The sequence below is a fragment of the Paraburkholderia sp. GAS199 genome (genome assembly GCF_050436585.1).
Classification (GTDB): Bacteria; Pseudomonadota; Gammaproteobacteria; order Burkholderiales; family Burkholderiaceae; genus Paraburkholderia.
Window position 1 is genome coordinate 18039 of sequence record NZ_JBNDMM010000011.1, and the last position, 26479, is coordinate 44517.

18 protein-coding genes and 2 pseudogenes are annotated in these 26479 nt (G+C 62.5%); 12 read left to right on the forward strand and 8 right to left on the reverse strand.

Going from position 1 to position 26479, the window contains the following annotated elements; genetic code table 11:
* The first annotated feature begins 119 nt into the window (after positions 1-119).
* A pseudogene (locus tag P3T18_RS32285) lies at positions 120-1148 on the forward strand (amidohydrolase family protein).
* A 24-nt stretch (positions 1149-1172) separates the two neighbouring features.
* Positions 1173-2633: an aldehyde dehydrogenase family protein gene (locus tag P3T18_RS32290; RefSeq protein WP_429304034.1), complete on the forward strand. Its 1461-nt coding sequence runs from the start codon at positions 1173-1175 to the stop codon at positions 2631-2633.
* Between the two features lie 46 nt (positions 2634-2679).
* Here P3T18_RS32290 and P3T18_RS32295 read toward each other — a convergent pair whose 3' ends face one another.
* The gene (locus P3T18_RS32295; RefSeq protein WP_429304035.1) at positions 2680-3294 is read right to left on the reverse strand and encodes a MarR family winged helix-turn-helix transcriptional regulator; all 615 of its coding nucleotides are present in this window, start codon (positions 3292-3294) and stop codon (positions 2680-2682) included.
* 168 nt (positions 3295-3462) lie between these two features.
* Here P3T18_RS32295 and P3T18_RS32300 point away from each other — a divergent pair, with 168 nt between their 5' ends.
* Both P3T18_RS32300 and P3T18_RS32305 read left to right on the forward strand, forming a co-directional pair.
* Positions 3463-4590, forward strand: coding sequence for a porin (locus tag P3T18_RS32300; protein ID WP_429304036.1), 1128 nt, complete (start codon positions 3463-3465; stop codon positions 4588-4590).
* 194 nt (positions 4591-4784) lie between these two features.
* Positions 4785-5240 carry a ribonuclease gene (locus P3T18_RS32305; protein ID WP_429304037.1) on the forward strand — a complete coding sequence of 152 codons (456 nt, stop codon included), beginning with the start codon at positions 4785-4787 and terminating at the stop codon, positions 5238-5240.
* A gap of 5 nt (positions 5241-5245) precedes the next feature.
* Here the strand turns inward: P3T18_RS32305 and P3T18_RS32310 are convergent, their stop codons facing one another.
* Together P3T18_RS32310 and P3T18_RS32315 are read right to left on the reverse strand one after the other, a co-directional pair.
* Positions 5246-6235 (reverse strand): zinc-dependent alcohol dehydrogenase family protein, encoded by a 990-nt coding sequence (locus P3T18_RS32310; protein WP_429304038.1) that lies wholly within the window; start codon positions 6233-6235, stop codon positions 5246-5248.
* A 231-nt stretch (positions 6236-6466) separates the two neighbouring features.
* Positions 6467-9307, reverse strand: a complete 2841-nt coding sequence (locus P3T18_RS32315; RefSeq protein WP_429304039.1) for an ATP-binding protein — start codon at positions 9305-9307, stop codon at positions 6467-6469.
* Between the two features lie 497 nt (positions 9308-9804).
* Here P3T18_RS32315 and P3T18_RS32320 point away from each other — a divergent pair, with 497 nt between their 5' ends.
* The 3 genes and pseudogenes from P3T18_RS32320 (at position 9805) to egtD (ending at position 13086) form a co-directional block, all read left to right on the forward strand.
* The gene (locus tag P3T18_RS32320) at positions 9805-10794 is read left to right on the forward strand and encodes a zinc-dependent alcohol dehydrogenase family protein (protein ID WP_429304040.1); all 990 of its coding nucleotides are present in this window, start codon (positions 9805-9807) and stop codon (positions 10792-10794) included.
* Positions 10795-10935: 141 nt separating this feature from the next.
* Positions 10936-12135, forward strand: a pseudogene (gene egtB, locus P3T18_RS32325) (ergothioneine biosynthesis protein EgtB); the annotation flags it as partial.
* 9 nt (positions 12136-12144) lie between these two features.
* Positions 12145-13086, forward strand: coding sequence for an L-histidine N(alpha)-methyltransferase (gene egtD, locus P3T18_RS32330; protein WP_429304249.1), 942 nt, complete (start codon positions 12145-12147; stop codon positions 13084-13086).
* A gap of 44 nt (positions 13087-13130) precedes the next feature.
* On the opposite strand, the gene P3T18_RS32335 is transcribed toward egtD, so the two are convergent.
* The gene (locus P3T18_RS32335; RefSeq protein ID WP_429304041.1) at positions 13131-13529 is read right to left on the reverse strand and encodes a DUF427 domain-containing protein; all 399 of its coding nucleotides are present in this window, start codon (positions 13527-13529) and stop codon (positions 13131-13133) included.
* Between the two features lie 68 nt (positions 13530-13597).
* On the reverse strand, positions 13598-14356 hold the full coding sequence (locus tag P3T18_RS32340) for an SDR family NAD(P)-dependent oxidoreductase (RefSeq protein ID WP_429304042.1): 759 nt from the start codon (positions 14354-14356) through the stop codon (positions 13598-13600).
* A gap of 323 nt (positions 14357-14679) precedes the next feature.
* Between P3T18_RS32340 and P3T18_RS32345 the strand changes: the two genes are divergently transcribed.
* From P3T18_RS32345 to P3T18_RS32365, 5 genes are all read left to right on the forward strand, one after another.
* Positions 14680-15900, forward strand: coding sequence for an MFS transporter (locus tag P3T18_RS32345; protein ID WP_429304043.1), 1221 nt, complete (start codon positions 14680-14682; stop codon positions 15898-15900).
* A gap of 44 nt (positions 15901-15944) precedes the next feature.
* Positions 15945-17144, forward strand: a complete 1200-nt coding sequence (locus tag P3T18_RS32350; RefSeq protein WP_429304044.1) for an MFS transporter — start codon at positions 15945-15947, stop codon at positions 17142-17144.
* A gap of 155 nt (positions 17145-17299) precedes the next feature.
* Positions 17300-18415: an alkene reductase gene (locus tag P3T18_RS32355; RefSeq protein WP_429304045.1), complete on the forward strand. Its 1116-nt coding sequence runs from the start codon at positions 17300-17302 to the stop codon at positions 18413-18415.
* An 86-nt stretch (positions 18416-18501) separates the two neighbouring features.
* Positions 18502-19170, forward strand: a complete 669-nt coding sequence (locus P3T18_RS32360) for a peroxiredoxin-like family protein (RefSeq protein ID WP_429304046.1) — start codon at positions 18502-18504, stop codon at positions 19168-19170.
* 209 nt (positions 19171-19379) lie between these two features.
* On the forward strand, positions 19380-20315 hold the full coding sequence (locus P3T18_RS32365) for a LysR family transcriptional regulator (RefSeq protein WP_429304047.1): 936 nt from the start codon (positions 19380-19382) through the stop codon (positions 20313-20315).
* A 14-nt stretch (positions 20316-20329) separates the two neighbouring features.
* Here P3T18_RS32365 and P3T18_RS32370 read toward each other — a convergent pair whose 3' ends face one another.
* The 3 genes from P3T18_RS32370 to P3T18_RS32380 are packed head-to-tail and all read right to left on the reverse strand — an operon-like array spanning position 20330 to position 26292.
* Positions 20330-21871, reverse strand: a complete 1542-nt coding sequence (locus P3T18_RS32370; RefSeq protein WP_429304048.1) for an efflux transporter outer membrane subunit — start codon at positions 21869-21871, stop codon at positions 20330-20332.
* 8 nt (positions 21872-21879) lie between these two features.
* The gene (locus P3T18_RS32375; RefSeq protein WP_429304049.1) at positions 21880-25074 is read right to left on the reverse strand and encodes an efflux RND transporter permease subunit; all 3195 of its coding nucleotides are present in this window, start codon (positions 25072-25074) and stop codon (positions 21880-21882) included.
* A 24-nt stretch (positions 25075-25098) separates the two neighbouring features.
* On the reverse strand, positions 25099-26292 hold the full coding sequence (locus tag P3T18_RS32380; RefSeq protein ID WP_429304050.1) for an efflux RND transporter periplasmic adaptor subunit: 1194 nt from the start codon (positions 26290-26292) through the stop codon (positions 25099-25101).
* Positions 26293-26479: the final 187 nt, after the last annotated feature.

Sequence of the window (26479 nt, forward strand, 5' to 3'; positions counted from 1 at the left end):
GCGCTATGTATTCATCGAACCATGAGCCGTATCAGGGGAGCGGGCGGGCAACGAGTCCCGCGCGTCGCAAGCTCGGCATGATGATGGCCGGGCTGCTGGCGAGCAAGGTCGTGCCGGGCATGGCGCAGACAGGGCCGGCGGCTGGACCGGGCTCGTCTGCGGCTGCGTCGGCGGCTGGCGCCGTTCAGCGGATCGACGTGCATCACCATTTCCTGCCGCCCGTATTCCGGCAAACCATGGGCGAGGAGGCGATCGGTGCGCCCGCACCGAATCGCGTCGCGCCGCAATGGAAAGTGGCGGATTCGCTCGACGTGATGGACCGTCACGGCATCACGACCGCGGTTGTCTCGGCACCGCCGCTGTGGATGCCCGACATGACGAAAACGCGCAGCCTCACGCGCGCCTGCAACGAATTCTCGGCGCAGATGGTGGCCGATCATCCCACGCGCTTCGGAACGTTCGCCGCCTTGCCGCTGCCGGACGTGAATGCGTCGATGCAGGAGATCGACCATTCCTTCGACGCGTTGAAAGCGGACGGCATCGGCCTGATGACGAACTACGGCGACCGCTATCTCGGCCACGCGGATTTCGTCCCGGTCTTCGACGAACTGAATCGACGCAAGGCCGTGGTCTATGTTCACCCGACCTCGTGCAGTTGCAACCGGGGCTTGCTGCCCGACCAACCCGACTCGCTGATCGAGTTTCCGCACGACACCACGCGTACGGTTGCCAGCCTGCTGTTTTCCGGCACGTTCAACCGTTGCCCGGACATCCGTTTCATCTTCTCGCATGGCGGCGGCACGGTTCCGTATCTGGCCACGCGCATGGCGATGCTCGGCTCCATCGACAAAGGTCTGGCCCGTCACGTGCCCGGCGGCGTGATGCCGATCCTGCGCCGCCTGTAGTACGACACGGCCATTTCTGCGAATCCGATCTCGATGGCGGCGTTGCTCAAGCTCGTCACGCCGGAGAACGTGCTGCTGGGGACCGATTTTCCGTTCGTGCCCGAGCACGGCATGGAGGCGACGTTGGCCGGTCTGCGCGAGGTCGGCTTCAAGCCGGCGGAATTGCGCGCAGTGGAGGGCGGCAACGCCGCGCGTCTGCTCGATCGCGTCGCGCGCGAAGGCGCCCGCACCGCTGCGGCATGATCTGTAGAAACAGGAGAACCTTCAATGTCAGCAGTACGTGAGGCGCAGCATTGGGTGGCAGGCGCGTGGCGCGACGATGGTCCGCGCCGCGAAAGCATCGATCCGGCGACAGGCGCCGTGATCGGCCATTTTTTCGACGCACCCGAAGCAACCATGCAGGCCGCGATCGACGCAGCGGCCGACGCCTTTCTGCGTAGTCCATGGAAAAACGATGCGCATCGGCGCGCCGCTGCGCTGAGCCATCTCGCCGACGCATTCGAGGCACGGCTCGATGAGGTAGTCGATACGCTATGCCGGGAAAACGGCAAGATTCGCGCGGAAGCCCGCTTCGAAGCTTCGCTGATTCCTCGCGCGCTGCGCTTTGCCGTCGGTCTTTCGATGCACAACTTCGGCCGCGTGCTGGAAAGCCGGCCCGGTCAGCAGGCGATGTCGATTCGCGAGGCGGTCGGTGTCGCCGGGCTGATCGTGCCGTGGAATTCGCCCGCTTACCTGTGCATACGCGCGCTGGCGCCGGCGCTGGCCGCGGGCTGCACCTCGGTGATCAAGATGCCGCATCAGGCCGCGCAAACGGCGGCGCTGCTCGGTCGCATCGTCGAAAGTGTGCGCGACATTCCGCCGGGTGTGGTGAACATCGTGATCGAGTCGGGCGCCGCCGGCGCGCGACGGCTCGTCGAGTCGCGCGTGGTTCCGGCCATCAGTTTCACTGGCAGCACGGCGACCGGGCGCGCTATTGCGCAAGCCGCCGCGGGTCAACTCAAGCGCGTCGGCCTCGAACTGGGCGGCAAGACGCCGCATCTGATTTTCGACGACGCCGACGTGAGCGCCGCGCTACCGGTGCTCGAAAAGTCCTGCACGGTGTTCGCCGGGCAATTCTGCATGACGGGTAGCCGGATTCTCGTCCATCGCAAGCTGGCGGACGCCGTCAAGGAGGGGCTTGCCGCGCGCTTGCGCGCCGTGCGGGCCGGTCCCGCTGCCAACCCGGAAAGCCAGATGGGTCCGCTGATCGACAAGGCGGCGGTGCGGCGTGTGGATGCGGCCGTCGAGGCGGCGATCGCGGCCGGCGCACGCGTGATCGTGCGCGGCGGCGTGCCGGACGACGCCGCGCTGGCGGGCGGCGCGTTCTATCTGCCGACCCTGCTCGAGATCGACGATGCAAGCTTGCCGATTGCCCGCGACGAAACCTTCGGGCCCGTGCAGACCTTGCAGATTTTCGACACCGAAGAAGAAGCCATCGCGATGGCCAACGACAGCGAATACGGACTCAGCGCTTGCGTCTGGAGCCGTGACGTCGATCGCCCGGTTCGGGTCGCGCGGCGCCTGCACGCCGGCCTCGTCTCCATCAATAGCTGGGCGAATCTGGCGGTCGAGTTCGAGGAGGGCGGTTATAAGGCGAGCGGCACCGGACGCCTGGGCGGGCTCGCGTCCGTGGAGGACTTTCTGGAATACAAGCAGATCACGCAGGACTTCGTGCCGCATGCGCATTGACGGCGCGACGGCGCGGGCAATGGGCACGCGCATTCAGCCCGCGCGGTCATTCCGACGCTTCGTCGCGCGCTTCGCGACGGCGCACGCGGCGCGCCACCGTCAGCTTGCGATTGACGACGGAGGCGTCTTCGCAACTGTCGACGAGGTTGGAGAAGACCGCGCGCAATGTCTTGAGCGTGATGGCGAGTTCTTCGGGCGTCACGCCTTTCATGGACATGCGCTCGATCTGCCAGGCGCGCGGCGCGAGTTCGGCGACGATCGCGGCGCCCGCGGGCGTGATCGAAAGATGAATGTTGCGGCGGTCGGCGGGCGACTCGCTGCGCTCGACGAAGCCCTTGGTTTCGAGCGCACTCACCGCGCGCGACAGGTAGGACAGTTCGGACCCGGTGTGGCTCGCGAGATCGGAGAGCGTCTGGTGATCTTCGTGACGAAGCGCTGCCAGCACGCGCCAGGTTTGCAGATTGATGTTGTAGGCCTTCAGGTCGTCGCTGAAGCGGGCCGCGATGATGCTGGCCGCGCGGTTGAGCAGATAGCCGACCGAGTGATCCAGGTCGTGATCGGGTCGCTCCGCCGGCAACGGCTGGGTGAGCGGAACCGCTGCATTCTGGCTGGTTCCAGGACGCCCGCGCTGGGCACGCGATGGAGGCACGGATTTGGTCATGAATGGCTGTTGCTGCAACAAGGTTGAACCTGAATGATAGCTTAAGCAACCGCCGAGGAAACAGAATTCCTGCGCCGTTTATCACGACGCGGGGCATAAGAATGCCGCACCCGGCGCACAGCAGCCAATCGACGTCCGGGGCGGCGACAGCAAACAACAGGAGACAGCATGCGACTTTCACTTCTATCAGGACTGGTTTTATCATCGATTAGTTGTACGATCTATGCACAGAGCGTCACGCTGTACGGCGTGGTCGATACGGGCGTCGAGGTCGTCGATCACGTCGGCGCAAAAGGGCAGACGCTGGCGCGCATGCCGGCGAACAGCGGGCTGATTCCTTCGCGCTGGGGCTTGCGCGGCGTGGAAAATCTCGGCAACGGACTGCAGGCCGTCTTCGTGCTGGAAAACGGCTTCAATACGCGCGGCGGCGATATCAGCCAGGGCGGCCGGCTGTTCGGCCGTCAGTCATGGGTCGGTTTGCAGAATGGTTGGGGCACGCTGTCGTTTGGCCGCCAGTACACCATGACCACGTACGCCCTCGCCGACAGCGAAATTTCAGGGCCGGCGGTCTATAGCCTGGGCTCGTTCGACAACTACCTGCCCAACGCACGCGCCGACAACAGCGTGGCCTACAAAGGACGCTTCGGTCCGGTCACGGTCGGCGCGATGTATTCGTTCGGACGCGACTCCGCGGGCACCGGCAATTCGCCGGGCCAAGGCACGTGCGCGGGTCAGGTGGCCGGCGACTTCCAGCAGTGCCGCAACCTTTCCGCGTTGCTGCGCTATGACAGCGCGCACTTCGGCGCCGCGGCGTCGTACGAGGACCAGCGCGGCGGCCAGAATGCGGCCTTCAGCTTCTTCGACGGCTTCGCGCCCGCGCCGCTCGGACGCAACGGCCGGGACGTCCGCACGCAACTCAACGCTTATGCGAAGTTCAGCGGCGTGAAGTTCGACGCAGGCTGGCTGGGCCGGCGCGTGGAGCCCGGTGAGGGCGGCCCGGCCTCGGTGCGCTCGGACCTGTATTTCGCGGGCGTTTCGTATCTCGTCACACCTGCTTTTCAGGTCGAGGGCGAAGCTTTCCGCATGATCAACCAGCAGCACGACACGCGTGCGACCATGGGGATGCTGCGCGCGGCGTACTTCCTGTCCAAGCGCACGGCGGCTTACGTGCAAGGCGCCTTTCTGGCGAATAGCCGCCACGCCGCGTACAGCGTCAGCGCGGGCGGGCCGGGCGCGACACCGGGCGTGGGCATGAACCAGACCGGCGCGCTGGTGGGCTTGTCGCATAGCTTCTGAACCGGGCACGGGGGCGCGGGCCGCTTGCGCTTTGGTCCGCATCGGCCCGCATCGGCGCGCATCGCCGGGTTGGACGACACCGGCAGTTTGCGTTTGACCCGACGGGCGTCTGGCATTGAATCACCCGGCCGTTGGCGATACGTTCAGATCGCTCGCGGCAGCCGAATGCTGATCAACCCGGAGGCAACCGTTTCGTGAATCGAACGTGGGCTATTTCCTGCATCCTCGCGCTGAGCGCCGTGCTCGGAGGATGCAACAAGGGCGGATCGCAAAACGCTAATCAGGATGCGGGCGCGTCTGCGAGTCAGGTGCCGGTTCAGGCGGCCTCGACTGCCAGCGGCACGCTCGCCGCGTCGGGTGCGCTGGGTTCCATCGGCAAGGCGCAATTGCCGGGCGAAGCCGGCGAGACCTTGCGTCTGATTAAAGCGGGCGGCCCGTACCCCTATAAAGACGACGGCGTGCTGTTCCGCAATAGCGCGGCGCTGCTGCCGCAACATCCTCGCGGCTATTACCACACATACACGGTGCGCACGCCCGGCATGACCGATCGCGGACAGCGCCGGGTGGTGTGCGGTGGTCCACGCAAGCAGACCACCGACTGCTATTACACCGACGACTATTACGTCACCTTCAAACGGATCGCGGAATAGCGTGCTTAGACGCTGACGACGATCTTGCCGAACTGGTTATTCGCTTCCAGGTAGCGGTGCGCTTCGACGATTTCGTCGAAGCCGAAGGTCTTGTCGATGACCGGTTTCAGCGCGCCCGAGGCGAGTCCTGCCGTGATGAATTCGACCGCCGCCTTCTGACGTACCGGATCGCCGCTGGTATTCCAGATCGTATAGCCGACGATGGTCGGCAATTTGATCAGAAGATCCAGATACGAAAACTGCGCGGGTTCGTCGCTCAACGCGCCATACGCCAGCAGAATGCCGCCGGTTTTCATGGCCTTGATGAGTTTGCCCAGGCTCGGGCCGCCAACCGGATCGAAAACGACACGCGCACCGGCGCCGTGGGTGAGTCGCATCACTTCCGCAACCAGGTCCTGTTCGTCGGTGACGATCACTGCAGCGGCGCCGGCGTCGAGCAACTGCTGACGCTTGGCCGAAGTGCGCGTCAGGGCAACCGGCATCGCGCCCACCATGTTGACTAGCTGGATCGCGGCCAACCCAACGCTGCTGGACGCGGCGGGAATCAGCACGACGTCGTCTGCCTGAAGCTTTGCCGCCTCGATAAACGCGCCGTACACGGTCACGAACATCATCCAGATCGACGCAGCTTCTTCGAAAGAGAGCGTCGGCGGATGTTTCACCACCGCCGATGCCGGCGCCAGAACCTGCTCGCCGTACATGCCGTACTGGTTCTGCGAAAAGGCGGGCACGGTGTTCACCGCATCGCCGACGGCAAAGCGCGTGACATCGGGTCCGACCGCGTCGATCAGGCCGGCCGCCTCGTAGCCGAGCCGGGCGGGAAGCTTCACTTCTTCGATGTATTCGCCGGTGCGCCACATGGACTCGGCGCGATTCAATCCTAGCGCCTTGACGCGAATACGTACTTCACCGGGACCCGGCAAGGGCACCTCGATGTCTTTGAATTCGAGAACTTCAGGACCACCCGTGGATGAAAACTCAATGACACGTGACATCTTTAATCCCTTGGCAACGGTTGAAAGCCGGAATGACCGGCCGCGCGTGGCGGCCGCCCGAGATCAGCTACGGCGCTGATCTGCTAAAGGGAAATATAGGCATGACGTGTCGTGCCGGGAACGCTCTCAATGGGATAGGCGTCATTCCGCGCAGGGATGAGTGCAAGGATACGTACAGGGCCGACGACGGTTTGCCGTTGTTCGACGCGGCCGGACTCGCCGGCAGACGGTTCAGCTGGCGAGCATTAAAGCGTGCGCGGCTTTGAGATCTCTCGTGTCCAGTCCTTCGCTGAAACGCGCGTAGAGCGGAGCAACGAGACGTTGGGCGGAATGAGTATCGCCCTGCGACTTCTGAAAAGACGCGAGACTCGTCGCGCATCGCAATTGCCAGGACAGGAAACCAATGCGCGTGGCGTTGGCTAATGCTTCCTTGAATAAAGATTCAACCGCCGCATTGGCCTCCGGTCCCTGACTCGTCCATAGCAATTGCGCTTTGGCACGCGTCAATTCAGCAAGAGAACATTCGTCTTTGATATCGACGGCACGCTCGACCGAGGGCGTAATGAGTTCCAGTGCCTGGGCGTGCTTGCCGTAACTGGCGAGTGCTTCGACGGTAGCCGTTAAAAACGGCGTGAGCGAAACATAGAAACGCTTCGAGCCGATCCGCGTCATGGCGGGATAAATCGTCTGGCTATAAGCCGAGGAGTTGCCGGCGCGCAATTCGATCAGGCCGTGCCACATCTCGGCGCGGGCGCGCCACGTCGCGATACTGTGGCGCCGCGTCTGCAGCGCGAGTTCGTCGGCGGCTTCCTTGAGCATCAGGTCGTCACCGATGAGAATGGCGAGCGTGCACACGGCCTCGCTCAGTGCGTAGCAGATCGATACCGGATGATCGAATTCGCGCGCGTCGTCCAGCGACTGCAAGGCCGCGGTTCTCGCCTGATCGACGTACCCCTTGAACCATAGCGCGTGCGCAAGCGAAGTATGCGAGAGCATTCGTTCGTCGTAGAGAAAGCGCATTCGCTGTGCGCGCGGCAACTGCACGAACGAGTTGGCGGCACGATCGAGCTTCACGAGTGCGGTGTCGAGTTCGCCCATCAGCAGCCGAGAAATGCCACTTACCCGATACGACGCGAGTTTGTCGCAAGCCCATTCCGAGCGGGCCGCGACGTCTTCGAACGTAACGGCCAGCGCCGGCATGTCCGAATACTGTCCGTTCAGGTAGTAGCACATCCAGCGGCCCCAGATGCCGAGCAGCTGATAGGCGTCGTTGCCGATCTTCGCGGCAATCTCGATCACTTTATCGAACGCGTCGCTCGTGCGCGCGCCGACCGCATAGCAGAGAAGACACATGCCGCGCGCGGCAAAGAGCTTCATTTCGCGCTCGCCGGTGGAGTCGCCGGTGTCGGACAGCCATTGAAGCGATCTGTCGACGCGCGCAAGACACTCTTCAAGCAAGGCCAGTTGCATGGAGAGCGGAATGCCCGCGATGGTCAGATCGACCGCGAGATGAGGATCGCCCTCGGCGGAAAAACTCCACTCCACGGCGGCGCGAAGATCTTCCAGATGCGGTGCGTAGCGGCTATTCCAGTCTACATCGACCCGCGCGGAAGCCTGCTGTTCCGCTTCCTTGAAAATACGCAGAAGATAGCTGGCATGACGGCCGCGCCACTCAGCCCAGGCGCCTTCAGCGCGCAACTTCTCCCGCGCATAAGCCCGGGTCGTTTCCAGTAAGCGGAAGCGCGCTTTGCCTTCGGTGGGGATTACCGAGATCAGGGACTTGTCGACCAGTTCGAATAACGCGGTGAATACCGTATCGGCCGGTATGTCGCCGGTTGCCGCAAAAGCTTGCGCCGACTCGGCGGAAAATGCACCGGCGAACAGGCTCAACCGGTTGAGTATCGTGCGTTGCACGGCGGAGAGCAGCGCGTAGCTCCAGTCGAGTGTCGCGCGCAGCGTCTGCTGACGCGGCAATGCGGTTCGCGAGCCGCGCGTGAGTAGCTGGAAGCGGTCGTCGAGTCGGTCTGCGATTTCTTCCAGCGGCATCGACATCGAGCACGCCGCGGCGAGTTCGATGGCAAGTGGAATGCCGTCGAGCTGCCTGCAAATACGGATGGTGGCCGATAAAGCCGATTGATTGCAGCTGCGCGCCGCAGCGCCGAGATTGCCCGAGCGTTCTTCGAATAACTGGACCGCGCCGAATTCACGCGCGTCGGAAACAGCTTCGTCCGGCGGCACGCTGAGTGACGGAACACGATAGACGTACTCGCCCGAAATACGCAACGGCTCGCGGCTGGTGGCGAGTACCGTCGCGCCAGGTGCAATGCAGAGCAACCGCTCGCAGATCTGCGCGGCGTCTTCGATGAGATGCTCGCAATTGTCGAGTATCAACAGCAGACGTTTTGCCGAGAGCGCAGGAGCGAGCCGATCGAGAGAGGGCGTGCCGTCGCCGGGAGGGAAGCCCAATGCAACGGCAATCGTGCTGGGTAGAAAATCGGCGGAGGTGGTCGATGCCAGTTCAGCCAGATACACGCCGCCGGGAAAATTCGGCGTGAGTTGCCGCGCGGCTTCGAGTGCCAGCCGCGTCTTGCCGATGCCGCCCGTGCCCGAGAGTGTAATCAGCCGGCGTTGCAAGGCCGCGTGACAGATATCGTCCAATGCGTCCGCACGCCCGAGTATGGGCGCGATCTCCGCGGGAACGGATACGCCCGCGCTCGCCACTGGTTCCGGGCGCAATTCGGCCGCTTGAGACCCGGCAAGCTCGCCAGTGAACTGATAACCGCGGCCCGTTACTGTGCGAATGGCGGTGCGGTCGCAACCGAGCGCGCGACGCAATGCCGAAATCTGACCTTCAACCGTGTTTTCTTCGACGATCCGCCGCGGCCACACGTGCGAAATGATGGCGTCTTTGCTGGCGACATCGCCACGTGAATTAACGAGAAAAAGGAGAAGATCGAATGCGCGGTCGCCCACCTCGACCTTCTTGCCGTTGTGCAATAGCTCGCGCCTGCCGGGAGCGACGACCGTCGCGCCGAAAGAAAAGTCGCCTAAAGGAACACTTTGGGAATTCATGTCGGCTTCTTGATCTTCAAGCTCGGTTTTTGGGGGCACTGATTCCAAGTATGTCATAGATACAAGTGGAATAGCGACTTCAATGCCACTGATTAACGAAGCAGTACCTATGTTATTTGCCGATAAATAAAAGGCGTATGGGCGACGCCATGTCGGCAAGATGAAAGCATGGCGAATGACCGTATGCCGCAATGCCGGCGGACACAGGACTTATCAGCTTCGCGCAGGTGAAATCAAGGACAAGGCGCTGTCATGGCGATAGATTCGTCACTGACGCTGCAGCTTCCCACATTCTGTCTGCCGATCGCGCATTGAGCCTCGTACTTATCCTGTTCTGGAATGAGCCTTATTCGAAGGGCGCTCTTATTCAGCTCTCGCGGAATGGATAGAGTTGCAGGGTGCCGATGGGCGACGCCTGCGCGGCGTGTACGCGCGGGCCTTTCACAGCAGCCATTCATCGCAAAACGCAACAAGACGGCCTATTCCCGGAGATTCAGATGACGCGTGTTATTCAGTTTGCCAAAGCAGGTGGCCCCGAGGTGCTCGAATTCGTCGACGTTGCCGAGCGCGCGCCGGGTCCCAATGAGATCAGGATCAAAGTCAAGGCGATCGGCATCAATCGCGCGGAGTCGATGTGGCGTACCGATATCTACATCGAACCCGTGAAATTCCCGGCCGGACTCGGCTACGAGGCAGCGGGCGTGGTGGACGCGATTGGCGCCGACGTGACGGGCATTGCCGTGGGTGACGATGTGAGTGTGATTCCGTCGTTCTCGATGAACCAGTACTTTACGTACGGTGAAATCGTCACTTTGCCGGACTATGCGGTCGTGAAGCATCCAAAAACGCTCTCGTATGAAGAAGCCGCGTCGGTCTGGATGATGTTCATTACCGCCTACGGCGCGCTGATCGAAGACGCGAAAGTGGGCAAGGGCGATTTCGTACTCATTCCGGCAGCGTCGAGCAGTGTAGGACTCGCCGCGATCCAGATTTCGCGTTACGCGGGCGCGACTCCGATTGCGCTCACGCGGACGTCGGCCAAGAAAGACCAGTTGCTCGCGGCCGGCGCGGCGCATGTAATTGCAACCAGCGAACAGGACCTGGTGGCCGAGGTCATGCGCATTACCGACGGCAAGGGCGCGCGAGTGGCGTTCGATCCGATCGGCGGCCCGGCCTTCCCGAAGCTGATCGACGCGCTGTCTTTTCAGGGCATCGTGTACATCTACGGCGCGCTGGCGGAGGGCGATACGCCGCTGCCGGTACTGGCCATGATCGCGAAGATGCCGACCATCAAAGCCCACAACATCTGGCTGACCAGCGGCGACGATGCGCGCCGCAAAGCCGCCGTGGAATACGTCACGAAGGGTCTGGCGAGTGGTGCGCTCAAACCGGTGATCGATCGCAAGTTCGCTTTCGACGACATGGTGGAAGTGCATCGCTATCTGGAGAACAACGGTCAATTCGGCAAGGTTGTCGTGACGGTTTAACAGGCGCTTTTCAGGGCATGCGGCGTTGGTGGCCCAGTGCCACCAACGCCGCTCTCATGCCCGCCGACAGCAAGATCGCACTATTTATATCAGGTCATGAGCCAAAACAGCACTGCGAAAGAAGAGCCCATTCTCGAATGGCTGGCGCAACGGCCGGCTGCCACGCGAGCGGAAGCCCCCAAGCTGGCCGCCGAGTACTTTCGCGTCCGAGCCCATACCGACGCACTGGTCCGAAATCTGGAGCCGGAAGATCGCGTTGCGCAGTCGATGCCCGACGCCAGTCCGGCCAACTGGCATCTCGCGCATACGAGCTGGTTCTTCGAGACTTTCGTGCTGGTGCCGCATCTGCAAGACTATCGCGTCTACGATGAGCAGTTCGGCTACCTCTTCAACTCATACTACGAAGCCGTGGGCCCGCGTCAGCCGAGGCCGCGTCGCGGATTGTTGACGAGGCCGACCAGCCGCACAATCGACGCTTACCGGCAAAGCGTCGATCAGCAGATGCAGAAGCTGTTCGATACGGTGCCGCTCGAGAATATCGAAAGCATCATCCGGCTGGGCATCGCACACGAACAGCAGCATCAGGAGTTGTTGCTCGGCGACATCCTGCACCTGTTCGCGCAGTCGCCGTTAAAACCGGCATTCCAGCAAGACTGGCCTCAACTACGGTGCAGCCGGAACGCGCAGTTTCATCGTCACCCTGGCGGCTTGCGTGAAATTGGCGTCACGGGAAGCGGTTTTTCGTTCGATAACGAAGGGCCGCGCCACAAAGTGTGGCTGGAAGCCTTTGAAATCAGCGATCAACTCGTGACCAACGGCGAGTGGCTGGCGTTCATGCAGGACGGCGGCTATTCACGGGCGAGCCTCTGGTTTTCCGAAGGATGGGCGCTCGTTCAGCAGGAGCAATGGGACGCGCCTCTCTATTGGCAACGATCTGCGGACGGCCAGACCTGGCTTTCGATGACATTAGGCGGCCTGCGCCCGATCGACCCGGACGAACCGGTTTCGCACGTGAGCTACTACGAAGCGGCGGCGTTCGCCAGTTGGGCCGGCGCACGCCTGCCGACCGAGCCGGAATGGGAGGTCGCGGCGAGCGCCGGGCTTCTTTCGCAGGCCGACACGGAACTGTGGCAGTGGACCCAGTCCGCCTATTCGGCGTATCCCGGCTTTCGCGCCAGCAGCGACGCCATTGGCGAATACAACGGCAAATTCATGGTCGGGCAGATGGTGCTGAGAGGCGGTGCACAGGTCACGCCCGCCCATCACACCCGAGTGTCGTATCGCAACTTCTTCTATCCGTCGCAGCGCTGGATTTTTTCAGGCGTCAGACTCGCGCGAGATGCCGATTCGATTCAGGAAAGCGATCACGAGAAAGAGGCATTCAGGCGTTCGGTTCTGGACGGCCTGTCCGCGAGCCGTAAAAGTACGTCGCCCAAGTACTTTTACGACGAGCGCGGCTCGCAACTTTTCGAAGCGATCTGCCGCGTTCCCGAGTACTACGTGACGCGTGTCGAAAACGAACTGCTCCGGCGCATTGCGGACGAGATTGCCCACACCATTCGCGACAATCGCGTGCTGGTCGAATTCGGCAGTGGCGCAAGCGAAAAGACGCGCTATCTGCTGGACGCGGCGAGGCATATAGAGACGTACGTGCCGGTGGATATCAGCCGGTCCGCGCTCGACGAAGCCTGCGCGAGAACAGCGGCCGCCTATCCGGATCTGCGCATCGAGCCCGTCATGGGCGATTTCACCAGGTTATCCAGCCTGCCGATCGATGCCGCGCGGGGCGCGCGCGTCGGTTTCTTCCCCGGATCGACCATCGGCAATTTCAATCAGGCGGAAGCTGTCGAATTTCTTCGCACCGCACGTGACATGCTGGGAGAGGGCTCACGTTTCATTGTCGGCGTGGATCTGGTCAAGAGCCGCGATGTATTGCTCGCCGCTTACGACGACGCACAAGGCGTGACCGCGAGCTTCAACAGGAATCTGTTGGTGCGGATCAACCGTGAGTTGCAGGCGGACTTCGTGCCCGACGAGTTCGACCATGCGGCAGTCTGGAACGAGAGCCTGAGCCGCATCGAAATGCATCTGGTCAGTCGCCGTGACCAGATCGTCCAGGTGTCGGGGCGCACGTTTGCGTTCAGAAGCGGCGAAAGTATTCACACGGAAAGCTCGCACAAATTCACCGTGCGCGCATTCAGTGAACTTGCGGCGTCGGCCGGATGGACGGCAGAACAGCACTGGCTGAGCGCGGGCGATGAATTCGCCGTCTTCAGTCTCGCGGCCGCCTAAGCCGCAGGTTTGAGCCGCACGGCGGGCGCCGTGCGGCGATGACATCAGGCGCGCTCTTCGATCGAATCGATGCGATCGGTGTAGAACGCTACGTGCTCCTTGATCTGCTCGACGGCGGCATACGGCGATTCGTAGGTCCAGACTGCATTGACCGATCGCTCGCCACCCGCAGGAATGGAGTAATAGGCCGCATCGCCTTTATACGGGCAATAGCTGGCGTGTTCCGTTCTTGCGAGTTTCGCCATGTCCACGTCTTTGCGCGGGATATAAAACACCGGCGGATAGCTGGCTTCGCGCAGCGTCAAGGCATGAGTGGAATCGGCAATCACTTCGCCCGCCACCGTCACGACAACGCGTTTCGTATTGCGCTCGACGGTAATGGGATGATCGGGGCCGGGGATTTTCACGGTTTTGCCCGGCGTGGTGCCACTTTGGGTCGACATACTGAACTCCTTTAATAAAGGTGGTTAACTACTCGGCGTACAGATGCGGCAGAACACACCGCAGAGGATCATGCTGTCATGCCGCCATCGAAGCTGATGTTTTGCCCGTGGATGAAGCGGCCGGCGGACGAGGCGAGAAGCAGTGCGAGTCCGGCAACGTCCTCCGGTTCGGCAATTCGCTTCATGGGCGTGGCGGCTGCAATGCGCGCTTCGCTGTCCGGGTCTTCCCAAAGCACGCGCGAGAAATCGGTCCTCACCGGGCCCGGACAAATCGAATTGACATTGATATTGAAAGGCCCGAGTTCGATGGCCAGATTGCGCACGTACTGGTCGATTGCCGCTTTAGCGACGGCGTAAAGTCCGAGTTGCGCGGTGCCGCGTTTGGCGACACGACTCGACATGAAAATGATCGAGCCATCACGCCGCTCGATCATGTCCCGATGAAACGCGTTGACCAGCGTCAGGTTAGGCCTGACGTTAGTCGCCATCACATCGTCGAATTCATTTTCCGACCGTTCGACCATCGGACCGTTCGGCGTATTGGCGGCGGCGTTCAGCACCAGAATGTCGATGCGGCCGTAGGCCTCTTTCGCTTCGCGTGCAAACGTCGTCACGCTTTCGTGATCGTGAAGGTCCATCACCAGGGCGCGCGTGCGAATGCCGAGGCTCGACAGATGCGCTTGCACTTGCGCGACATGCTGCCCGGAGCGGCCGGTGACGATAAGCGACGCGCCCGCGGAACCTAGCGCCTTGGCAATCGCCAGCCCCATGCCTTTCGTTGCGCCAGTTACCAGCGCTACTTTTCCCGACAGATAGAAGCTATCCATCTACTCGTCCTTTGATCGTGGTTGACGGCTCATTCGCGGCTCATCGGCGTGTTATTCGCGCGCTCATTTCCGTTCATCAAGACTATGGCGTCGACGGCCAGAAGTAAATGCCGAAGATCGGATAGCACTTATTCTGAACCGGGATGACTGAACCCGTCTTCAGGACGAATGCAAGCGTGGATGAGTCCTTTGTTTCGGCGGCGAAATGGAATGATGCCTATCCCGTTTGTCCGCTATTTCTGCGCAAATCCCGTCGATAGAGTTCACCTCGACGCGGCGTGCTGCATACCGTAGCTCGCGCTAACGCATCCGAGGAGTCGAAAATGTCGACGCAGTTTTCTTCCAGTTCAGTGTCTCGCGGCAGGCCGGGCGCGCGTGCCCAGACATTGCCGATTGCCGGTCTGCTTGCTTTGGCGATGACGGGTTTCGTCGCGATCGTGACCGAAACATTACCCGCAGGCTTGCTGCCGCAAATCAGTCGCAGTTTGGCGGTGCCTGAATCGTGGGCCGGCCAGCTCGTCACGTTGTATGCGCTCGGTTCTGTCGCCGCCGCGATTCCCGTTACGGCGGCCACGCGAAGCTGGCCGCGCCGCAGTCTGCTGCTCGTCGCAATCGGCGGCTTTCTGGTGTTCAACACGGTAACGGCGCTCTCACCGTGGTTCTGGCTTACGTTGATCGCGCGTTACATGGCCGGAGTGGCCGCGGGCATCACATGGGGACTCGTGCCGGGTTACGCGCGGCGGATGGCGCCGCCGCATCTGCAAGGCAGGGCGATGGCGATTGCGCTGGTCGGCACGCCGATCGCGCTGGCGCTCGGCGTGCCCGTTGGAACGTGGCTCGGCGAATTGCTGCAATGGCGCGCGGCGTTCGGTGTGATGTCGGCGCTGACGGTCGTTCTGATCGTATGGGTGATTGCCAGGGCGCCGCGTCTGTCGGGGCAGGCGGCAGGCGAGGGCCCGAGTCTCGCCGCCGTGTTCGTGACGCCCGGCGTGCGGCCCGTGCTGTTGGTCATCCTGGCCTGGATGCTCGCGCACAACATTCTCTACACGTACATCGCACCATTTCTCGCCCTCGCGCATCTGACGCATCGCGTCGACGTCGTGCTGCTCGTGTTCGGTGTATCGGCGATTGGCGGAATCTGGGTCACGGGTGCGCTGATCGACCGGTGGTTGAGAGTTCTGGTGCTCGCGAGCCTTGCTGCTTTCGCGGTGGCCGCCGCCGCGCTGGGTATCGCGGGCACGCTGCCGATGGTCGTGTATCTGGCCGTGGCGATCTGGGGACTCACGTTCGGCGGCGCAGCAACCTTGCTGCAAACCGCTTCCGCAGACGCCGCCGGGCCGGGCGCGGACACCGCGCAGTCGATGATCGTGACCGCATGGAACGCGGCCATCGCCGGTGGGGGTCTGCTGGGCGGAATTCTTCTCGAGACGACCGGCGTCGGCGCGATGGCGTGGGTGCTGCTCGCGTTGCTGCTGACCGCGCTTCTCGTGGCATGGCGCGCGAGCGCTCATGCATTCAGGCCCGGACGCCGCGTGCGCGGCTGAATGCCGAAGATCACATTTCACCCCTATTTCTCTGGAGCCGCATCATGCCGCTTGCTCTCCTTGCTTTAACCATCGGCGCGTTCGCGATCGGAACGACCGAATTCGTCATCGTCGGTTTGCTGCCGACCATTGCCGGCGATCTCAGCATCACCTTGCCCTCGGCGGGACTGCTCGTGAGCTTCTACGCACTCGGCGTGGCGATCGGCGCACCGGTTCTGACCGCCGCAACGGGCCGCATGCAACGCAAGACGCTGCTGGTCTCGCTCATGGCGCTCTTCACCGCCGCGAATCTGCTGGCATGGTGGGCGCCTGGCTACGACACGCTGGTACTCGCCCGCGTGCTGAGCGGCTTCGCGCACGGCGTGTTCTTTTCGGTCGGCTCGATCATCGCGACGAGCGTCGTGCCGAAAGAAAAAGCCGGCAGAGCCATTGCGACGATGTTCAGCGGACTCACCGTGGCCTTCGTGACGGGCGTGCCGCTGGGAACCTTCGTCGGTCAGCATTTCGGCTGGCGCGTGACCTTTCTCGTGGTGGCGGCTTTCGGCCTCGTGGCTCTCGCGAGCGCGCTGCTATTCGTCCCGCGCAATATCGAGCACGTTGCGCCCGCATCGATGAGGAAACAGGCCGAGCTATTCCTGCAACCGCGCCTGTTGCTCGTTTTCGCGATGACCGTGGTGGGTTACGGCGGCTCGCTCATCGCGTTCACCTATCTCGCGCCGATTCTCGAACAGACAGCCGGTTTCAGCCCATCGGTGGTGGGACTCGTGCTGTTGCTGTACGGCGCGTCGGTGGCGGCGGGCAACATGTTCGGCGGAAAACTCGCCGACACTCACGGCCCCGTGACGGCACTCAAGCTGATTTTCGCCTTGCTGGCTGTCGTGCTGCTCCTGCTGGGTCTCGCCGCGAGCCACAAGGTGCTGGTCGTCGTTGTCGTGCTCGCGTGGGGCAGCGTGGCGTTCGGCAACGTACCGGCCTTGCAGGTGTACGTCGTGAAGCAGGCCGAACGCTTCGCGCCGCAATCCGTGAACGTGGCGTCCGGAATGAATATCGCCGCGTTCAATCTCGGCGTTGCCGGTGGCGCCTGGATAGGCGGAATCGTGGTGGGCCATCTCGGGCTCATGCATACCCCGTGGATCGGCGCGACGGTCGTTCTGGGCGCGCTCGCCCTGACGTGGATCAGCGGAAATATCGACCGCCGCGACCCGTTGCGCGCCGGCGTCACGCGTGGTTTTCCCAAGGCCTGAAGGGTTGGTCCGGGCACGGGCACTGATCCGTTTCTGGAATGAACCTTATCCCGTTCACCTGCTATCTGAACGCGATTCAAAACCCTACATTGATATCCATCGAAGCATGCATGCCGGAGCGTTCCGGCACTCTCCCGACATTCAGAGGCAATCTCATGGCCAAGCTCTTCACTCCCGCAAAACTCGGTGCTTTCAGCCTGAATCACCGCGTCGTTCTCGCACCGATGACTCGAGTGCGGACCATTCAACCCGGCGACATTCCCAGCCCGATCATGGCCGATTTCTACGGTCAGCGCGCTTCTAAAGGCGGTCTGCTGGTGATCGAGGCGGCCAGCGTGTCGATCCAGGCGCGCTCCTATCTCGGCGCAGCCAGCATCTATCACGACGGTCAGCACGAAGGCTGGAAGGCGATCGCCGACGCGGTTCACGCGAAGGGTGGACACGCGTTTCTACAACTGATCCACGGCGGCCGCCAGAGTCACGTCGACGTCACCGGCGGCGCACATCCGGTTGCGCCCTCGGAAGTGCCGTTCGAAGGCGTAGCCTTGACGAAGGACGGCTTCGTGCCGGCCTCGCCGCATCGCGCACTCGAGATCGATGAAATTCCCGGCATTGTCGAAGATTTTCGCCGCGCCGCGGAACGCGCCAGGCAGGCCGGTTTCGATGGCGTCGAACTTCACGCCGCAAACGGTTATCTGGTCGACCAGTTCATTCAGGACGGCACAAACCGTCGCACCGACGCGTACGGTGGTCCGATCGAAAACCGCGTACGGTTTCTGCGCGAAGCACTCGAAGCACTGATTTCGGTGTATGGCGCCGACCGGGTCGGCGTGCGCATTTCGCCGTCGGGCGAGTGGGGCGGCATTTCCGATAGCGATCCGCAGGCCACCTTCAGTTACGTCGCGAAGGTGCTGGACAGCTACGGCATCGCGTATCTGCATGTCATCGAGCCGCGCATCAAAGGCGACGACACCTTGCATGAAGGTCATCCGGTCGTGGCGGCTGCGTATCTTCGCGAACACTTCTCCGGCCCGATCATCGCAGCCGGCGGTTTCGACCGGCAGGGGGCGATGGCGACTGTCGAGAAGGGCGACGCCGACCTCATCGCATTCGGCCGTCATTTCTCGTCGAACCCGGATCTGCCGTACCGCCTCGAACACGATCTGCCGTTGACGCCTTATGTGCGAGCAGCGTTCTGGGGCGGCGACGAAAAGAACTATTCGGATTTCCCCGAGTACCGCGCGCAGCACGTAGCCGCCGAGACGGTGTGAGGTCATGCCGCGCGTCGCGCAATTCCCGCGATGCGCGGCACATCCGGAACCTGACGTGCCGGCAACGCAATCTATCGAGACTTGACATGAGCCCACTATCTTCCGAGCCGGATTTCGACGCCGATCGCGCGGCCAGCACGGCGGCCACGGCAGCCGCAGCGGCGGTATCCAGCGCCTTGCGCGCCGGCACGCGGGTGCCCGCCTTCGAACTGCCCGATACCCACGGTAACACGGTGTCGCTCGACCAGGCGCTCGGCGCGGGTCCCGTGGTGCTCAATTTTCTGCGTGGCGCCTGGTGTGCATTCGGCGAAGAAAGTCTGACGCAGCTTGCCGCGACCTACGAGCGTATCGTGTCGCTCGGCGCGGCCGCGTTCGCGATCGCACCGCCCAGCGCGCTGACGTCGCCCGCCGGCTCGGTGCCGATTCCCGAACTCGTCGATAAAGACATGAAGGTTGCGCGCACATTCGGACTCGCCTTCGAATTGCCGGCCGAACTGCGGCCGAAATATCTGGAACTTGGCTACGTGCCCCCGAAAACGCGCAAGGCGGATAGTTTTCTGGTGCCGATTCCAGCGACGTATCTCGTCGATCAGGAAGGCATGATCCTGCTGGCGCATATCGATGCCGACTATCGTCATCACCTCGATAACGCCGCGCTGCTCACGGCATTGAAAGCGTTGCAGACGCGCTCCGCCGCGCGCGAACGCGCAGGTAGAGGCACGAGTGGAAAATGGCGCCTCGGGCGCGACCTTTGATGCGATGCGTGAGCAAGTGCGCATGGGCGCTATTGCGCGACCCGACTCGCACGATAAATAAAAGCGCAGGCTGTGTGCAGAGGACCTGCACACAAGTTCTGCATAAGGTAACCTGTCAGCTTCTCGATTCACGCGCAACGTCCGTACAAAAAGCGATTCGCGTGAGTGCCTCTGTAAGCGTTTAAACGCCACCCAACGGGAGAAGCTCGATGGATCGCCTCGCCGCGATTGAAATCTATATACGCGTCGTCGATACGGGCTCTTTCTCGGCAGCCGCACGTCATTTCGACATCGGCCAGCCGGCGGTTTCGAAAGCGGTCGCCCAACTCGAAGAGTGGCTGGGTGTCAAACTGCTGCTGCGCTCCACGCGTTCGCTCACGCCGACGGAAGCCGGCCAAAGTTTCTACGTGCGCGCCAAACGCGCGGTCGAAGAGGCGGACGAGGCCGTGCTCGCCGCGCGCGGTACGGCCGCGGGGCTGGCCGGCAAATTGCGGGTATCGGCAGCGGTCTGTTTCGCCAGACTGCATATCGTGCCGCGTTTGCCGGAGTTTCTCGACAAACACCCCGACCTCGATCTCGAACTCGTACTCGACGACCGCAACATCGACCTCGTCGGCGAGGGCATCGATCTCGCGTTGCGCATGGGCGATCTGGCCGATTCGAATATGACGGCGAGGCGGATCGGCGAAGCGCGACGCCGCGTGCTCGCCACGCCGGCTTATTTCGCGCAGCACGGCATGCCCACCACGCCTTCCGAACTCCTGTCGCATCGCGCCGTGATCTATACGCGCGATCTGGGCGGCGGCGAGCACTGGACCTTCCGCCAGGACACCATCGAGCAATCGGTCAAACTCGAAGGCCGCGTGTCCATCTCGGCCACCGAAGGCCTGCGGGCCGCCGTGTTTTCGCACATGGGGCTGGCCGTGGCGTCGGAATGGGCGTTCTCGCCGGAGTTGCGCTCCGGCGAAGTCGTCTCCGTCATGGACGACTGGATGCTGCCGACCATATCGTTATCTGCGCTCTATCCGACCGGGCGCATGGCGAGCAGCAAGGCAAGACAGTTTGCCGCCTTCGTGGAAGAGTGTCTGGCGCCGGAATTCGCGCCGGAAATTCTCGGCAAGGATTCACGTCAACGCGCGGCTTAGGCGGTTCTCCGCGATTACTGGGGTGCCTGACTGATTGCGGTCGAGTCGCCCCAACCGCCGCCCAGCGCGCGAATCAACTGCACGGTCGACATGATCTGCATGCCGGAGAGTTGCACCTGTGCAAGCTGCGCGCGGAGCACCGTTCTCTGCGAATCGATCACGTCGAGGTAATTGATCGCGCCGTCCGAATACTGCGTGCTCGAAAGCTGCGCGGCGCGCGTCGACGCCTGAACGGCCTGGGCTTGGGTGCCGGTTTGCACTTTCAGTATGCGCAGATCGGCGAGACTGTCTTCCACTTCACGAAACGCCACCAGCACCTGCTGCCGGTAGGTCGATACGCTTTCTTCATAAGCCGCGCGTGCGTTGTCCAGGTTGCCCTTGCGACGGCCGCCGTCGAAGAGCGGCACTGTGAGCGCGGTGCCGACCAGCGGCCCAAGCAGAAACGCGCGAGTCGACCAGTTGAAGAGATCGCCGATTGTCGCGGACTCGAAGCCGGCCGTGCCGGTTAGCAGCAGCGAAGGAAAATACGCGGATTTCGCCACGCCGATGCGGGCATTGGCCGCTTGCATGGCGTACTCCGCAGCCGCGATATCCGGCCTGCGTTCGAGCAATGACGACGGCAAACCGGGCGGCACGTCGATACTCAACGGCGTGAGCGGATTCGCCTGCACCGAAAACGCGGCCGGTGCTTTTCCGAGCAGCACGGCCAGCGCGTGCTCGGAAGCTGCGCGCAGACGCTCCACGGTCATCTCGTCGGAGCGCGCGGTGGCGAGTTCGGCGCGCGCGCGGGCGACGTCGAGTTCGCTGATGTCGCCTTCCTTGTAGCGGTGCTCGACGAGGTCCAGCGCCTGTTCACGAAGCCGGACGGTGTCGTGATAGACCGAGATTTCGGCATCCAGCTCACGCAGCCTGAAATAGTTTTGCGCGACGTCCGCCTGCAAGGCGAGCCGCACCGATCGAAACAGTGCTTCGCTATGCGCCGTGTTCGCGTTCGACGCCTGCACGGAGTCCGACACGCGCCCAAACAGATCGACTTCATACGATGCCGTGGCCTGCGCGCGCCACAGCGTTTGCCGCGAGACATCCTGGTCGTCAGAGAGAAATTGCGAGGCAGGCGACTGCCGCTCCAGAGTAGGACCGAATCCCGCGCCGATGGTCGGAAAACGTTGCGAACTCACCGTCTGATTCAGCGCGCGGCTTTCCTTGACGCGTGCCGCTGCCGACCTGAGGTCCTGATTGGCGTCGCCGGCTTGTTGTTCGAGGTCGTCGAGCGCGGGGTCGTTGAAGATTTTCCACCACTCGCCGCGCGGTGTCTGTTCGGCGGGTTGCGCGACCTTCCACGTGCCGGCAGATTCGGGCGGCGCCGTCTCCGGCGTTGCTGTTTGCTGCGCCGCTGTTTGCTGCGATATGGCTTCCTTGAAGCCGTCGGGGACGTCCAGCGTGGGACGTACATAGGTTGGCGCGAGCGAGCAGCCGGCCACCGTCACCGTGAGTAGCGGCACGACCATTTGCGAGCGACGCATCGCGTTCGACCAGCGTGTCAAGAGGGTAGGCATGGCGAGTCTCACAGGTCGGCTGCGGGGTCGACACCGCGCATCTGCGGCACGTGTCCGTGCTTGTCGACGAGGTGATGGCCGCCCGCCAGCATGCGCAGCAGCACGTAGAACACCGGCGTCAGCAGCAAGCCGAACAGGGTCACGCCGAGCATCCCGAAGAACACCGCCACGCCCATTGCGTGCCGCATTTCCGAGCCGGCGCCGAACGACGTGATGAGCGGCACCACGCCCATGATGAAGGCGATCGACGTCATCAGAATTGGCCGCAGACGCAGACGGCTTGCCTCGATTGCCGCGCACACCACGGTGAAACCCTGCAACTCGAGTTCTCGCGCAAACTCGACAATCAGAATGGCGTTTTTAGCGGAGAGCCCGACCAGTACCATCAGCCCGATCTGCGTGAAGATGTTGTTGTCGCCATTCGTCAGCCAGACGCCGACCAGCGCGCAAAGAATGCTCATGGGCACGATCAGGATGACCGCGAGCGGCAGCGCCAGACTTTCGTAGAGAGCGGACAGCACCAGAAAGACGAGCAGCACGCTGATGGGAAATACCAGCACCGCCGAATTGCCGGCGAGAATCTGCTGGTACGTCATGTCGGTCCATTCGAATTTGATGCCGCGCGGCAGGACCTGCGCGGCGATGCGTTCGGCGGCGGCCTGCGCTTCGTCGGTGGAATAGCCGGGCGCGGGGCCGCCGTTGATGTCGGCCGCGGTGTAGCCGTTATAGCGGACCACCATGTCCGGACCATACGTGGGCGTGACGGTCACGAGCGAAGACAAGGGCACCATTTCGCCGGCCGCATTGCGCGTCTTCAGCAGGCCGATATCCGCCGTGTGCGAGCGAAACGGCGCGTCGGCCTGCACGCGCACCTGATAGACGCGTCCAAAGCGGTTGAAGTCGTTGACGTATAAGGAGCCCAGATAAATCTGCATGGTCTGGAATACGTCGGTGATCGCCACGCCGAGTTGCTTCGCCTTGACCCGGTCGAGCGTGACGTTCAGTTGCGGCACGTTGATCTGGTAGCTGGAAAAAGTCGGCCCCAGTTCGGGAGTTTTCGAAGCGACCTTAATGAATTGCTGGGTCGCCGCATCGAGCGCGGCATAGCCGAGCGCGCCGCGATCTTCCAGTTCCATCTTGAAGCCGCCCAGCGTGCCGAGACCGAGTACGGGCGGCGGCGGAAACACGCCGATGTACGCACCCTTGATCGCACTGTATTTCCTGATCAATTGCCCCGCGATCTCGTGAGCGGATAAGGTCTTGCTGCCGCGCTCCTCGAAAGGCTTCAGCGTCAGAAACATGATGCCCGCGCTGGACGAATTGGTGAAGCCGTTGACCGACAGCCCCGGGTGTTGCACCGCCGCCTCGACACCCGGCGTAGCGAGCGCCAGGTCCGCCATCTGACGAATGACCTGCTCGGTCCGATCGAGCGAGGCGCCATTGGGCAACTGCGCGAAAGTAATCAGGTACTCCTTGTCCTGTAGCGGCACGAAGCCGCCTGGCACGGCGCGTATCATCAGCACGGCGCAGCACAGCAGCACCACATAGAGTCCCATGACGAGCGACTTGCGCTTGAGTACTTTCTTGACGCCCGTGCTATACCCGGTCGAACCCCGGTGAAAAACCGCATTGAAGCGCCTGAAGAAGCCGCCGAAAGCGCGATCCATGGCGCGCGTCAGCCAGTCCTTCGGTTCGTCGTGCGCCTTGAGCAGCAACGCCGCCAGCGCGGGCGAGAGGGTCAGCGAGTTGAATGCCGAAATGATGGTCGAAATGGCGATGGTGACGGCGAACTGCTTGTAGAACTGGCCCGTCAGACCGCTCATGAAGGCGAGCGGCACGAACACCGCGGAGAGCGTCAGCGCAATGGCCACGATCGGGCCGCTGACTTCGCGCATCGCTTCATAGGTGGCTTCTTTCGCGGATAGTCCGCTGGCAATATTGCGCTCCACGTTTTCGACCACGACGATGGCGTCGTCCACCACGATGCCGATGGCGAGCACCATACCGAACAGCGACAATGCGTTGATCGAAAAGCCGAATGCGAGCAGAAAAGTGAAGGTGCCGACAATGGAAACCGGCACCGCCACGAGTGGAATGATCGACGCGCGCCAGGTCTGCAAGAACACGATCACCACCACCACGACCAGCGCAATCGCTTCGAGCAGCGTGTGAATAACGGCGTGAATACTGGCGCGCACGAACTGCGTCGGGTCATAGATGATGTGATCTTCGAGGCCTGGAGGAAAGTCGGGCCGCAACTCGTCCATCGTCTTGCGTACGGCTTCTGAAATCTGCAGCGAATTGGCGCCGGGCTGCTGGAAAATCCACATGGCCACGGCCTGCTTGTTATCGAGCAGCGATCGTTCGGCGTACTCGGCCGCGTCCAGTTCGACGCGCGCCACGTCGCGCAAATGCGTCACGCCGCCATCCGGCGACGTCTTCAGAACGATGTCTTCGAATTCGCCGACTGTCTGCAGGCGTCCCTGCGCATTCACGCTCAATTGCAGCGGCACATCGGGAAGCGTCGGCGAAGAACCGACGAGACCGGCCGACACCTGAACGTTCTGTTCCCGAATGGCGTTGATGACATCGGTGGCGGTCATGTTGCGCTGCGCGACCTTTTGCGGATCGAGCCAGATACGCATCGAGTAATCGCCCGAGCCCTTCAGCACCACTTCGCCGACGCCGGGCACCCGTTCGAGCCGGTCCTTGACGTTGATCACCGAGTAATTGCGCAGGTACTTCATGTCGTAGCGCGAGTTCGGCGAAACGAGGTGGACGACCATCGTCAGCGTCGGCGAGGATTTGATCGTCGTGACGCCGAGCCGTTGTACTTCTTCGGGCAGCCTGGGCAACGCCTGCGACACGCGATTTTCGACCAGTTGCTGGGCGAGATTGACATCGGTGCCGAGCTTGAACGTGATGGTGAGCGTCAGGTTGCCGTCGCTATTCGCCTGCGACTGCATGTACAGCATATTCTCGACACCGTTGATCTGTTCTTCGAGCGGCGAGGCCACCGTCGCGGCAATGACTTTCGGATTCGCGCCGGGATACTGCGCGCGCACCACCACAGAAGGCGGCACCACTTCCGGATATTCGGAAATGGGCAGCTTGAAGATGGAAATCAGGCCGCCGAGAAGAATGAGCATCGACAACACGCCCGCGAAAATTGGGCGATCGATGAAAAACTTCGATAAGTTCATGGAGTCCGCCGGAGACGGGACAGCTTAGGAGGCGGCTTGCGCCGTCGATTCGGTGGCCGCTGCGCGATGCATCGGCACCATCTTTGCATTGACGACATCTTCCGGACGAACGCGCTGCAGTCCGTTGACCACGATCCGGTCATTCGCCGCCAGTCCGCTGCGGATCACGCGCAAGCCGTCGTGCTGGTCACCAAGCACCACTTCGCGGTAATGCACGCGGCTTTGCGCATCCACGATCATCACGAACTTCTTGTCCTGGTCGGTGCCGATCGCCGCGTCGTCGACCAGAATGGCGGCGTGAGGCGTGCCGCCGCCCACCTGAATACGCGCGTAGAGTCCCGGCACCAGCGCACCGTCTGCGTTATCGAAACGCGCGCGGACGCGGATCGTGCCGCTCGTCGTGTCCAACCTGTTGTCGATCGAGTAGATGAGCCCTTTGCGCGAAAAGCCGGTGTCGTTGGCGAGACCCAGCAGAACTGGCACGGTCGCTTTCGCGTCGCGGCCCAGATAACGCAGATAGGTCTGTTCGTCGGCGTCGAACTCGGCGTAGATGGGCGAGACGGACACGAGCGTGGTGAGCAGCGGGGCGTTCGCGCCGGTGGAGACGACATTGCCCACGGTCAGTTCCGCGCGCGACACACGGCCGGTAACCGGCGCCACGATGTGCGCATACGCGAGATTGATGCGCGCCGTTTCGAGCGCGGCCTGCGCGGCCTTCACGTTCGCGAGCGCTTCTCGCGAAGCGTTTTGCGCGAGGTCGAAATCGCGTCGGGCAATCGCGTTGTCGGCGAGAAGACGTGTGGCGCGAGCGGCGTCTGTGGAGGTATAGCCTTCGTGCGCCTGAGCGGCGGCGAGTTGCGCCGAGGCCTGATCGGCCGCGGCCACGTAGGGGCGCGGATCGATCGTGAAAAGCGGATCGCCTTTTTTCACGAGGTCGCCGTCGTGAAAGAACACGGCGACGATCGTGCCCGACACGAGCGGACGAATCTCCACCTTGTCGATGGCGGCGAGACGTCCCGAGTAGTCCTGATAGTCCGTGATCGTTTTCGAGGTCACCGTGGCAACGTCCACCTCGACTGCGGGCGGCGGGGCCACGGCAGCCTGTGCGGCCGGCAGCGGGCCCGCCCCTTTGCCCTGATGCGCGCCCAACGTGTAGCAGGCGGCCGCCACGGCCAGCACGCACAGCGTGGTCGAGATGAGTCTGGTCCGAGCGTTCATTCGAAACCTCGAATAGTTCTGTGTTGAGCCTGATCCCGGCTCGATGTCCACGATGCAAAGAAGCGATTAGATGGAGCGGTGAAAGGCCGGCTCGCCTTCTTCGCAATGGTGGAATTGACAGAATATCGACTCACGCAGCGCAATTCCTTGAGCGGAACTGATGCAAGCTGAGAAAAGCTGTGACGAA